The organism is Massilia sp. CFBP 13721 (assembly GCF_014842025.1).
Lineage (GTDB): Bacteria > Pseudomonadota > Gammaproteobacteria > Burkholderiales > Burkholderiaceae_D > Telluria.
The window spans coordinates 13,731-26,062 of sequence record NZ_JACYUY010000001.1; the positions used below are offsets into that span (position 1 = coordinate 13,731).

At 69.3% G+C, this 12,332-nt stretch carries 10 protein-coding genes; 6 read left to right on the forward strand and 4 right to left on the reverse strand.

The window, feature by feature from the left end:
* Positions 1-179: 179 nt before the first annotated feature.
* The 3 genes from IFT60_RS00095 to IFT60_RS00105 are packed head-to-tail and all read right to left on the reverse strand — an operon-like array spanning position 180 to position 3,420.
* Positions 180-1,133 (reverse strand): alpha/beta fold hydrolase, encoded by a 954-nt coding sequence (locus IFT60_RS00095; protein ID WP_192048176.1) that lies wholly within the window; start codon positions 1,131-1,133, stop codon positions 180-182.
* A complete protein-coding gene (locus tag IFT60_RS00100) occupies positions 1,130-1,939 on the reverse strand; it encodes an SDR family NAD(P)-dependent oxidoreductase (protein WP_192048178.1) in 810 nt (269 codons plus the stop codon). Before IFT60_RS00100 ends, IFT60_RS00095 begins: the two co-directional genes overlap by 4 nt.
* Positions 1,936-3,420 (reverse strand): flavin-containing monooxygenase, encoded by a 1,485-nt coding sequence (locus IFT60_RS00105; protein WP_192048181.1) that lies wholly within the window; start codon positions 3,418-3,420, stop codon positions 1,936-1,938. Before IFT60_RS00105 ends, IFT60_RS00100 begins: the two co-directional genes overlap by 4 nt.
* 73 nt (positions 3,421-3,493) lie before the next feature.
* Between IFT60_RS00105 and IFT60_RS00110 the strand changes: the two genes are divergently transcribed.
* The 6 genes from IFT60_RS00110 (at position 3,494) to IFT60_RS00135 (ending at position 11,490) form a co-directional block, all read left to right on the forward strand.
* The gene (locus IFT60_RS00110) at positions 3,494-4,126 is read left to right on the forward strand and encodes a TetR/AcrR family transcriptional regulator (protein ID WP_192048183.1); all 633 of its coding nucleotides are present in this window, start codon (positions 3,494-3,496) and stop codon (positions 4,124-4,126) included.
* Between the two features lie 178 nt (positions 4,127-4,304).
* Complete coding sequence (locus IFT60_RS00115) at positions 4,305-6,614, forward strand: sensor histidine kinase (protein ID WP_192048185.1); 2,310 nt, start codon at positions 4,305-4,307, stop codon at positions 6,612-6,614.
* 143 nt (positions 6,615-6,757) lie between these two features.
* Positions 6,758-7,282 carry a Csu type fimbrial protein gene (locus IFT60_RS00120; RefSeq protein ID WP_192048187.1) on the forward strand — a complete coding sequence of 175 codons (525 nt, stop codon included), beginning with the start codon at positions 6,758-6,760 and terminating at the stop codon, positions 7,280-7,282.
* Positions 7,283-7,299: 17 nt separating this feature from the next.
* A complete protein-coding gene (locus IFT60_RS00125; RefSeq protein WP_192048189.1) occupies positions 7,300-8,028 on the forward strand; it encodes a fimbrial biogenesis chaperone in 729 nt (242 codons plus the stop codon).
* A gap of 36 nt (positions 8,029-8,064) precedes the next feature.
* Complete coding sequence (locus IFT60_RS00130) at positions 8,065-10,464, forward strand: fimbria/pilus outer membrane usher protein (RefSeq protein WP_192048191.1); 2,400 nt, start codon at positions 8,065-8,067, stop codon at positions 10,462-10,464.
* Between the two features lie 33 nt (positions 10,465-10,497).
* Positions 10,498-11,490, forward strand: coding sequence for a Csu type fimbrial protein (locus tag IFT60_RS00135; protein WP_192048193.1), 993 nt, complete (start codon positions 10,498-10,500; stop codon positions 11,488-11,490).
* Positions 11,491-12,077: 587 nt separating this feature from the next.
* Here the strand turns inward: IFT60_RS00135 and IFT60_RS00140 are convergent.
* Positions 12,078-12,320, reverse strand: coding sequence for a hypothetical protein (locus IFT60_RS00140; protein WP_192087910.1), 243 nt, complete (start codon positions 12,318-12,320; stop codon positions 12,078-12,080).
* Positions 12,321-12,332: the final 12 nt, after the last annotated feature.

Sequence of the window (12,332 nt, forward strand, 5' to 3'; positions counted from 1 at the left end):
CGTGGTCGTAGGGCGGGCATGCCCGCCACCGAGGAAACGCGAAGCGCGGACGGACGGGGATGGTCGCAATTCGTAGGGCGGGCATGCCCGCCAGAGAAAAACGCGAAGCGCGGACGGATGGGACGGCCGTGATCCGTAGGGCGGGCATGCCCGCCAGCGAAGAAACGCGATCGGGCGGCTCAGGCCACGGCCGGCACGGCCAACCTGGCGCAGCGCGCCACGAAATCGGCCACCACCTCGGGCTGGGTCACCGGCAGCATGTGCCCGCCGTCGACCAGCTCCAGGCGCAGCCCCGGCACCTTGTCGGCCAGGGCCTGGCCGTGCTGGCGCCAGTCGAGGATGGCGTCGTCGCGGCCGTACAGCACGGCCGTCGGCAAGGCCAGCTGGCGGTAGCGCGCCACCAGCGCCGGCATGTGGGCGGGCAGGGCCTGCATGTCGGCGGAGGCCGCGAGGAACTGGCGCGGGCGCAGGCTGAGCATGCCGCCGCCGCGCACCGGGAAGTCGCGCGGCGCGCGTTCCGGGGCGAACACGGCGGCGAGTACCTTGTGGCCGCCGGCGATCGAACCCGGCGTGGCCAGGGTCCAGGCGAACAGCGTGCGCAGCCAGGGCGAGCCGATCGCCAGTGCCCTGAACACGGCCGGCGGCGCTGTCTGCACGTGGGTCAGCGGCGCCACCAGCGCCAGCGCGCCGACCTTGTCCGGATGCGCGAGCGCCAGCGTGAGCGCGAGCGCACCGCCCAGCGAGTGCCCGGCCACGGTCGGGCGCTCCAGGCCGAGCTTGCCGATCAGCGCGGCCAGCGCCGCCGCCTGGGCCGGGAGGTCGGCCGCCGTCCCCGGATCGCGTTGCGAATGGCCGGAGCCAGGACGGTCGACGGCGACCACGCGGTGCGCGCGCGCCAGCGACGCGAACACGCCATAGTCGAAGTGCGCGCTCTGGCCGCCCAGGCCGTGGAGCAACAGGATCGCCGGGCCGCTGCCGGCCTCGCGCACGTGCAGGCGCGCACCGGGTACGTCGACGAAACTGCCCTTCGGCGGCAGATAGCTTTCGATGCGGCGCGCGGTACGCGCCGTGAACCAGACGAGGCCGGCAAGGACGAGCGCGACGATGGCCAGCAGGACCAGGAGGATCGTCATCGGGCGGTCGCTTTCTTGAGGATGCGCCAGTAATTCACCGGCGACAGGCGTTCCAGGAGCGAGACCACCTTGGCGTCGGTGCCGACCAGGACGCGCGAGCGGCGCTCTTCGATGCCGCGCGCGATGATCTCGCCGGCCGCCGCCGGCGCCAGGCGCAGCAGCTTTTCGGCTTGCGCGCGTCCCTGTTCGATCTCGTCGAGCGGTGCGTCCGCCGGCACGCGCGCATTGCGCGCGATTCCCGTGGCCACGCCGCCCGGATGGACGACGCTCACGGCCACCGTGCTGCCTTCGAGTTCGTGGCGCAGCGCGTTGGAAAAGCCGCGCACCGCGAACTTGCTGGCCGAGTAGGCGGCCTGGCCCGGCGGCGAGACGATGCCGTAGATGCTCGAAACGTTGACGATGCGCGCCTCGTCGCTCCTGCGCAGCAGCGGCAAAAAGGCGCGCGTCATGCGCACTACGCCGTTGAAATTGATGTCCATCAGCCAGTCGAAGTCTTCCTCGCTGACCTGCTCGAAGCTGCCGCCCAGCGCCACGCCGGCATTGTTGACCAGCAGGTCGACGCGCTTGTGGGCGGCGTGCACCTGGTCCGGGAGGGCGCGCACGGCGTCGCGGTCGGCCACGTCGAGCGGGTGGGTGGTGATGCGCACGCCGAGGTTGGCCAGCAGCGCCGCCGTCTCGGCCAGGCCGGCGGCGTCGATGTCGGCCAGGGCCAGGTGGCAGTGGCGACGGGCCAGCGCGAGCGCGGTGGCGCGGCCGATGCCGCCGGCGGCGCCGGTCAGCACGGCGACCCGGTTCGATACATTCATGGCAGGCTTCCTTTCGGTCCAAAGCGCATCACGCCATCGGCGATGCGTCCAAAGCGGATGGTGAACATGTCTTGCAGGTAGTTCTGGTACACCTGCCAGGGACGGCGCGACCCCTGCCGCGGCAGCAGCGACTGGGCACGCTGCACGTAGCCGGAGGTGAAACCGAGGAAAGGTTCGGGCGTGACGCCGGCTTCGCGCCGCACCACGGCGATCGCCTGGCCCTTGCGGTCCATGTAGGCCAGCAGGCGGCACACCCAGGCCGCGGTCAGGTCGGCTTTCAACGTCCACGACGCATTTGTGTAGCCGAAGGTCATCACGCTGTTGGGCAGTTCGCTCAGCATCATGCCTTTATAGGCCATGTGCGCGCTCGGGTCGTAGGCCTGGCCGTCGACCTCGATGCGGGCGCCGCCCAGCACCGACAACGACAGGCCGGTGGCCATGACGACGACGTCGGCCGCCAGTTCGCGGCCCGATTTCAAGAAAATACCGCCCGGCGTGAAGCGTGCGACATGGTCGGTCACCACCTCGGCGCGCCTATCGCGCAAGGCGCGGAACAGGTCGCCGTCGGGCACGACGCAGACGCGCTGGTCCCAGGGTTTGTAGTCGGGAGTGAAATGGGCGGCGTCCACGTGCGGTCCCAGCTGCTGCGCGGCCATCGCGACGATCTTCTTCTTCGCCAGGTCCGGCCTGGCGCGCACGATGCGGTACAGCAGCATCGATTCGGCGATCACGCGCCAGCGCGTGGTCCAGTAGGCCAGCTTCGGCGGCAGGCGCCGTTGCAGGCGCCGCGCGAAGCGGTATTCGGACGGGCGCGACACCACATAGCTCGGCGAGCGCTGCAGCATTGTCACGTGCGCCGCGGTGGCGGCCATGGCCGGCACCAGGGTCACGGCGGTGGCGCCGCTGCCGATCACGACCACGCGCTTGCCGGCGTAGTCGAGGTCTTGCGGCCAGAACTGCGGCTGCACGATGCGGCCCCCGTAATCGTCCTCGCCCTCGAAGCGCGGACGGTAGGCCCGGTCGTAGTCGTAGTAGCCGCTGCACATGTGCAGGAAGCGCGTGCGCAGCGTCGCTGGCTCGCGCAGTGGCCCGACTTCCGCTTCGACCGTCCACAGCGCCTGCGTGCTCGACCAGGATGCGCGCACCACCTTGTGTTCGAAGCGGATGTGCGCGTCGATGCCGTGGCTGTGCGCGGTCTCGCGGATGTAGGCGCGGATCGATGGCCCGTCGGCGATCGCCTTGGCGTCGACCCAGGGCTTGAAGCCGTAGCCGAGCGTGTACATGTCGGAATCGGAGCGGATGCCGGGGTAGCGGAACAGGTCCCAGGTGCCGCCGATGGCGGCGCGCGCCTCGAGGATCGCGTAGCGCTTGCCGGGCAGGCGCCGCTGCAGCATGGCGGCGGCGCCGATGCCCGACAGGCCGGCGCCGACGATCAGCACGTCGAGGATGTCGCCGTCGCCGGCGCTTGAGAGGGTGTTCATTTGATTCGTGCACACATTTGACACAGTATGTTGTCACATTCGTTGCGATAAGTAAATATGTCAAAATAGCGGCATGAACCAGGAACCCACGACAGCCCGGGCTTACCGCGGCGTCTCCCCCGAGCAGCGCCGTGCCGAGCGGCGCGCCAAACTGATCGCCGCTGCGATTGCCGTGTACGGCGAGCGCGGCTACCGCCAGGCCACCGTCAAGGCCGTCTGCGAAGCGGCCGGGCTGACCGAGCGCTATTTCTACGAATCGTTCGAGAACAGCGAACAGCTGCTGGTCACCTCGTTCAATGCGGTGACCTACGCCGTGTTCGACCAGATCACGGCCGCCGCGCGCGACGCCGGGCGCGGACGTATTGCGCGTGCCCGCGCCATGCTCGACGCCTACTTCAGCGCCTTGCAGCGCGAACCGGCTTCGGCGCGCGTCTACCTGGTCGAGATCCGCGGCGTCAGCCGCGCCGTGGACCGCGCCTTCGACGCCGCCCTGCGCGCGATCGGGGCGGAAGTGGCGCGCCAGATCGCCCCCGCGGATGCACCCTCGGACGAATTGCTCGAGGCCGGCATCGTGGGTGGGGTGATGCACATCGCGCTGCGCTGGATCGACAACGGCTACCAGCCGCCGCTGGCGCAGGTGACCGATGCCGCGCTGCGGCTCGGGATGGTCTTGGCGCGGCCGGGCACGAAGACGGCCGCCGGGTAGGCCGGATGCGTGGCGGATGCGCTACAGATGCGTAGCCGCTGACCGAAAGTCGGTCAGTTTGGAAGTGATTTACGGAAACTGTTTACGGAGAGTTGGTTACGTTGGAAAGAACGTGCGTCGGCACCCATGCCGCATGTGTTAGCGTTGATCCCGGTTTGATCACGCGATAGAGGGCCCGGTGCAAGGCAAACTACTACGATTCGTTCCCCGCGGTCTCGAAGCCCAGCTGGCGCTGGCCTTCTCGCTCCTCTCCATCGTGCTCACGATCGCGCTCGTCGCGCTGTTCGAGCGGCGCGCCATCGCCGAGATAGAAACCCAGATCGGCGAAGGGCTGGCCGACCTGGCGGCCCAGACGTCCGACAAGCTCGAACGCGGCATGTTCGAGCGCTACCGCGAAGTGGCGCTGATCGCCCGCCAGGCGGTGTCGCACGACCCGGCGCAAGCCGACGCCGACCGCGCAGCGGCACTGGCGCTGGTGCAGCGGAGTTATACCTATTACGAGTGGCTCGGCATCGCCGACGTCAAGGGCAAGGTGCTCGCGTCCGGCAACAACCTGCTGGTCGGGGTGAATGTGGCCGCCCGTCCCTGGTTCCGCGAAGGCTTGCGCGGCGGCTTCGTCGGCGACGTCCACGAAGCGCTGCTGCTGGACAAGCTGCTGCCGCCGCAAGCGAGCGGGCCGCGCCGCTTCGTCGACGTCGCCTTCCCGTTTGCCGACGCCACGGGTGAGGTGCAGGGCGTGCTGGGCGCGCACCTGTCGTGGAACTGGGCGCGCGAAGTCGAACGTTCGGTGACCGGCTCGGTCGCGCGCCATTCCCGGCTCGAGACCCTTATCCTCAGCAGCAAGGGCGTCGTCCTGCTCGGGCCGTCCGAACTGGTCGAGCAGACGCTCGACCTCCAGAGTTTCCGGCGCGCGACGCCGACCCGCCAGGGCGATTTCCTGGTCGAGGACTGGCCGGACGGCAAGAAGTACCTGGTCGGTTTCCAGAAAGGCACCGGCTACGCCAGCTATCCCGGCCTGGGCTGGGTCGTGATGGTGCGCCAGGACCTCGACGAAGCCTACGCCCCGGTGTACGCCCTGCGCGCCCAGCTGCTGTTCGGCGGCATCGCGCTGGCGCTGCTGTTTTCGCTGGCCGGCGTGTGGGTGGCGCGCCGCATCACCCGCCCGCTCAAGCAGCTGGCCAGTTCGGCCGGCGACATCACCGGTGGCGGCGCGGTGCAGATCGAGAGCGGCCAGGGCGGCTACGAGGAAGTGCGCGCCTTGAGCCGCTCGCTCAATGCACTGGTCGCCGACCTCGACGAACGGCGCCGCCAGCTGCAGGTATTGAACGGCACGCTGGAAGAGGTGGTCGAGGCGCGTACGCTCGAATTGCGGCGCGCGCTCGACACGGTGCGCATCAGCGAAGCGCGCATCCGCGCCATCGTGGAGACGGCGCAGGATGCCTTTATCGGTATCGACCTCGCGGGCAGCGTGATCGAGTGGAACCGCCAGGCCGAACAGCTGCTGGGCTGGCGCCGCGACGAAGCGATCGGCAAGCCCCTGACCGAGCTGATGCTGCCGGAACGGTTCCGCCCCGTGACCGGCCAGTCCGGCCTGGCCTTCCTCGACGAGCACGGCGGAGTGCTCGACCGCCGCGTCGAACGCATCGTCACCGACCGCCATGGGGCGGAAATCCCGGTCGAGATGAGCAGCGGCCTGACCGGGCAGGGCGACGGCACCACTTTCAGCATCTTCCTGCGCGACATTACCGAACGCAAGCGTATCGACCGCGCGAAAAACGAGTTTGTCGGCACCGTGTCGCACGAATTGCGCACGCCGCTGACCTCTATCCGCGCCTCGCTCGAACTGCTCGCCGCCGGCGCGCTGGGGCCGGTACCGCCCGACATGCTGGAACTGGTCGAGATCTGCCACGCGAACTGCATCCGCCTCAACCGGCTGGTCGACGACATGCTCGACATCCAGAAGATCGAGGCCGGCATGATGTCCTTCAAGCCGGTGCTGCAGCCGGTCCTGCCTCTGGCACGCGAAGCGCAACGCACGATGCGCGGCATGGCCACCGCCAGGGACGTCACCCTGGTGCTCGACTGCGCACCCGGCGCCGAGACCCTCGAAGCCACCTTCGACTACGACCGCATGACCCAGGTGATGACGAACCTGCTGTCGAACGCGATCAAGGTCGCACCGCCCGGCAGTCCGGTGCTGCTGCAGGTGGTGGCGGAGGCCGGCGGCGCGCGCCTGTCGGTGTGCGACCGCGGACCGGGCGTGCCGCCCGAGATGCGCGAACGCGTGTTCCAGCCCTTCGTGCAGATCGAATCGAAAGGGCAGCCGGCGGCGTCCGGCGGGACCGGCCTCGGGCTGGCGATCTGCCGCCGCATCGTCGAAGAGCATGGCGGCACCGTCACGATCGAGGACGCGCCCGGCGGCGGCGCCGTGTTCTCGGTGCGCTTGCCGCATGGCGCAATGCCGGCACTCGCGCGCCCCGAAAAATGAGGGATTCGGATATATTTTTCGACCAGTGATGTTTCCACGCAACAATTACTGAATTCGCTGATATTTCTGTATTTGCTGATTTCGAGAAACTCTGGCATAGTTGATGTATAGCAACTAACCGCCTCACTCTCCAGGGAATCCACATGTCTGCATCGAATCTTCGTCGCGCCATTGCCACCGCCACCGCCATCGTCATCACCGCCGCGCCTGGCATGTCCGCCGCTGCCGTCTATGGCAACGGCACCAAGGCTGCGACCTTCGACGTGACCATGCGCATCGTTGCCAACTGCGCGATCGCCGCCAACGGCATCGACTTCGGCCAGACCCAGGGCGTGCTGGCGAGCGCGGTGACGGCTTCCTCGAACATCAGCGTCACCTGCAGCAATACGACGCCCTACAATATCGGCCTGAATGCCGGCACCGGCACCGGTTCCAGCGGCACCGACCGCTTCCTGAGCGGCACCGGCGCCAACGCCGGCACTGTGCGCTTCAACCTGTACCAGGCGCCGGGCGCTTCGCCCTGGGGCAACACGCAGGGCACCGATACCCTCGGCGGCACCGGCAGCGGCGTCGCCCAGAACCTGACCGTGTACGGCGAAATCCCGGCCCAGGCCACGCCGACGCCGGACAACTACAAGTCGACCATCACGGCGACCGTGTACTTCTGATTCTTTAGTTGCTCAGCATGGCGCGTTCCTCCCTCTTCCGCTTTCTCCTGGTGATCGTCTGCGCGCTGGCACTGGCCGCGCCCGTGTTCGCCGCCAACCTGCAGATCTCGCCGGTGCTGATCAACCTGCGCGCCAGCCAGGGGGCCGGCGGTATCAGCCTGCAGAACCTGGGCGAGCGGCCGATCCACGGGCAGGTGCGGGTCTACGCCTGGGAACAGCGCGGCGGCGAAGACGTCCTGACGCCGACCGACGAACTGGTCGCCAGTCCGCCGATTATGGAAATCGCCGCGAAAACCAGCCAGACCATCCGCCTGGTGCGCCGTGGCGGCGCAGCGCCGGGCCCGGAGCGCGCCTATCGCCTCCTGATCGACGAAATCCCGCGCGGCGACGAAGCCACCAGCGGCGTGGCGATCCGCCTGCAGTATTCGGTGCCGGTGTTCGTCGCCCCGAGCGACGAAGCCTCCGCCCCGAACCTCGCCTGGACCGTCGTGCGGCGTGGCGGCGCCTGGATGCTGGAACTGAAAAACAGCGGCGGCCTGCATGCGCAAATCGGCGCGGCCACCCTGGTCGACGGCGCCGGCAAGGAATACGAGCTGAGCAAAGGGCTGCTGGGCTATGCGCTGGCCGGGCGCGAGCGTGTCCTGCGCCTGCCGCTGGCGCCGGATGCGAAGCTGTCCGGCCCGCTGACCGTGCGCGCCAACGTCAATGCCCGCCCGCTGACCGCCACCGCCGGCGTGGTGCCGTAGGACCTGCCTTGCGGGACGTATCGACGTGATGTGCCGATGAAGAACCGCCGGGGCGGGGCGTACGCGTCCGGGCGCGCCTTGCTGTCGCAAGCGCTGCTGCTGCTTTTGCCTTTGCTTGTACTGCCGGCCGGCCACGCCGCGGCGCAGGACGCGCCTGCGCCCGCAAGCGCGCCCGCGGCGGTCGAACTCTTTCTCGAAGCCAGCCTGAACGGCGACGCCAGCGGCGCCGTCGCGCGCTTCGTGCGCACGCCCGCGGGCACCCTGCGCAGCACGCTGCAGGACTTGCGCGACCTCGGCCTCGACACCGACAAACTCGGCCTGCGCGGCGCTCCCGATCTCGAAGTCGACCTCGATGCCGTGCCCGGCCTGTCCTACACCTGGGACAACGCGCGCCAGAGCATCGCCTTGCGCCTGGCCGACACCCTGCGCACGCCGCTCCAGCTCGACGCCCGCCCCGAACGCGCTGTCCGCGCCGGCAGCGCCAGTCCCGGCCTGCTCCTCAATTACGACCTGTACGCCCAGTCGGGCAGCGGCGCCAGCCGCGTGGCGGCGCTGAACGAACTGCGCTATTTCGATGCGCGCGGCGTGTTCAGCACGAGCGGCGTGGCGACCCTGCACGGCGCCGGGCGCCGCTACCTGCGCCACGACACTTCCTGGAGCTGGGCCGATCCGGTGGCGCTGTCCTCGCTGCAGGTGGGCGACCTGGTCAACCGTTCGCTGACCTGGACGCGCTCGCTGCGCATGGCCGGCATCGAGTGGCGCAAGAATTTCGAATTGCGCCCGGACCTGGTGACCTATCCGGTCGCCGATTTGAAAGGTTCGGCCGTCGTGCCCAGCAGCGTCAGCCTGTACGTCAACGGCATGCAGCAGTTCAATGCGCAGGTGCCGGACGGCCCCTTCGTACTGAACGGGATCACCGGCCTGAACGGCGCCGGCCAGGCCACGGTCGTCACCCGCGACGCGCTCGGGCGCGAAGTGGCCACCACGCTGCCGCTGTACATCGACACCCGCCTGCTGGCGGCGGGGCTGTCCGACTATGCGCTCGCGTTCGGCGTGCCGCGGCGCGACTTCGGCGCGCGCTCGTTCGGCTACGCCGGCCGGCCGCTGGCCAGCGCCTCGCTGCGCCATGGCTACAGCGAGACGCTCACCCTCGAGGCGCACCTGGAGGCGGGAAGGAGGCTCGTCAACGGCGGCGCCGGCGCGCTGCTGCGCGTCGGGCAACTGGGCGTCCTGCAGGGTGCGCTCGCCGCCAGCAGCGGCGCCGGCCGGGGTGAAAAAGGCGGGGGCATGCTGGCCAGCGCCGGCTACCAGTACCTGTCGGCCGGCTGGTCGCTCGATGCCCAGAGCACCCGCAGCACCCGCGCCTACGCCGACCTCGGCACGGCCGAGGGCAGCCCGGTGGCCCGCGCCAACGACCGTGTCAGCCTGAATGTGGCCCTGCCTGGCGGCCAGAGCCTGAGCGCCAGCTACATCGGCTACCGCCCGCCCGGGCAGGACAGCACGCGCCTGGCCTCGCTGGCCTGGTCGGCGCGCCTGGGTATCGGCGCTTACTTCAACGCTTATCTCAGCGTCAACGCCTACCAGGACCTGCGCCGCCACGCCACGCGTGGCGTGGCGGCGACGCTCAACCTGGGCTTGCCCGGCCGCGTCGGCGCCAGCGCCGGCGCCGGCAGCCGCGACGGCGCGCGGACCTGGAACGCCTCGCTCAGCCGCGCCGCCGACTTCGGCGGCGGCCTGGGCTGGGGCGTGCAGGACGCGGACCAGGGCGGCGGGCGCTTCAGCCAGGGACAGCTAAACTACCTGGGCCGCGCCGGCCAGGTCAGCGCGCTGGTGCAGCGCGGCGGCGGTACCGTCACGCGCGCGCTCGGCGCGACCGGCGCCGTGGTGGCGATGGACGGCACGCTGCTGGCGGCGCGCCAGGTCGGGCGCGCCTTCGCGCTGGTGTCGACCGGACTGGCGGACGTGCCGGTACTGCAGGAAAACCGCCGGATCGGGCGCACCGACGCCGGCGGGCACTTCCTGGTGCCGGACCTGGTGCCCTACACGGCCAACATGCTGTCGATCGACACCACCGAGCTGCCGGTCGACTTTCACGTGCGCGGCACCAGCCAGGAACTGGTGCCGCAGCGCGCATCCGGCATCGTCGCGCGCTTCGCGGTCGAACGCTACGTGGCCGCGAGCGTCATCGTGCATGGCGCCGACGGCCGTCCGGCGCCGCTCGGCACCATGGTCGAGATCGACGGCGGCGCGCCCACCGTCGTCGGCTACGATGGCGTCGTGTTCGTCGACGGCGCGCGGCCGGCGAACCGGCTGGTGCTGCGCGCGGCGGGCGGCGCCTGCGAAGTGCGGTTCAATTTCAATGCGGCGCAAGGCGCGGCGTTGGCGCCCCTCGGCCCGCTGGCCTGCGCGCCGCTCAAGGAAAACAAAGGAAAATAAGGGATGAAGATGCCGGGAACAACCATATGGCGCATGTCGCCGGCCCTTGCGTTGGCGCTTCTGCTCGCACTGGGCAGCGGCGCCGCACATGCCGCCGACAGCTGCAGCGCAAAGATGACCGATGTCGTGTTTGCCGACGTGAACCCGATCTCGGGCAGCGATTACTATGCCAGCGGCACGCTGACGGTGAGCTGCACGCTGGCCCTTGGATTTCCGAGCCTGCTGCTGCCGAACATCACCTATTGCCTCAGCCTGGGTGCGGGCAGCGGCGGCGCCAATGGCGGCGCGCGCACGCTGGCGGCCGGCGGCACGCGCCTGCCGTACAACCTGTACACCGACAGCAGCTATGCGGGCGCCGCCGTGTGGGGCGGCGCCGCCATGCCGGCCAACCAGACCCCGATCCGGGAAGCGGTGCTGGCCGGCCTGCTGGGCCTCGGCGTGTACACCAAAAGCTATACGATCTACGGCAAGATCGCGGGCAGCGCGCTCGCCGGCGTCGGCACCAGCGGCGATGCCGATACCGTGTACGCCAGCAGCTTCGGCGCCGACGCGACCTTCACCTATGCGCTCTCGACCCTGGTCGGCCCGCCGTCCTGCACCACCGGCATCACCACGACCTTGCCGTTCCAGGTGCGCGCCACGGTCGTCAACAATTGCGTCATCAACGCCGGCAATCTATCGTTCGGTAACAGCGACGTGCTCACCGGCGCCGTGCGCGCCAGCGCCGCGCTGGGCGTGCAATGTACGGCCAACAGCGCCTACCGCATTGCCCTCAACGGCGGCGCCAACGGCAGCGTGGCCGAGCGGCGCATGCGCAACGCCGCCACCGGCGAGATGGTGCGCTACCTGATCTCCACCACGCCCGACGGCGCGCCATGGGGCGACGGCACGGCCGGCACCACGATGGCGACCGGGACCGGCACCGGCACCCTGCAAAGCCTGCCGCTGCACGGCCGCGTACCGGCGCAGCGCACGCCCACGCCGGGGGAGTACAAGGATACGGTGACGGCGACGGTGTATTTCTGAGACGGGGCCGGATAAAAAATGCGGCCGTCGATCGACGGCCGCATTTTTTCATCGTTGTTTTGTAGGGTGGGCTCTCGAGCCCACGCGGTACTACGCGTGCGTTTCGAGACGTGGAGCCACGCTCGTGATGCTTGCGCCTCGTGCGTTGGCGAGCGTCTCGACATGCAACGGTGGTACCGCGTGGGCACGAGTGCCCACCCTACAAAAAAGCGGCCGTCGATGACGGTAATACTGTTCAGTTAAGCCTGAACGAACTCTCTGCCAGCAGTGAGCTAGGCCACACAGGCTGAGTTTCGATAATCGTAGGGTGGACCGGGCGGCGAACCGCTCAGTCCACGGCCGTTTCGTTGCACTCCTTCATGCTAGGGGAAGCCCGTACGTGCGCGCTCCGGTCTACGTAGCGCATCTCGATATGCATGAGAAGGGCCGTGGACTAAGTCCACCCTACGTATCGCGCAACGCGCATTTTCGCAACCGAGGTCGGTCCTGGCTGAAATGCGCCGCAATCTGCTTAACTGAACGGCATTACCGTCGATGACGGCCGTTTTTCTATCGGTGCGGCGTACGCCGCCGGAGGAAGGATCGCTTCAGAAGATGACGGTCCAGGCGGCGTTGCCACCCGCCGGGGCCGCGGCGACGGCCGGGGCCACGCGGTAGAGCGACGCATCGCTGCACGAGACGTGCGGGGCGCCGCCGCCGGGGGCGTCGACGGTGCAGGCGGCGTGGACGACGAAACTCACTTCCATGCGCGCATTCGCGCTGCCGGCATGGGCTGGCAGGACCAGCAGCGACAGCAGCAGGGCGGCGAAGGGCAGGCGAAGGTTCATCATTGACTCCGAGAT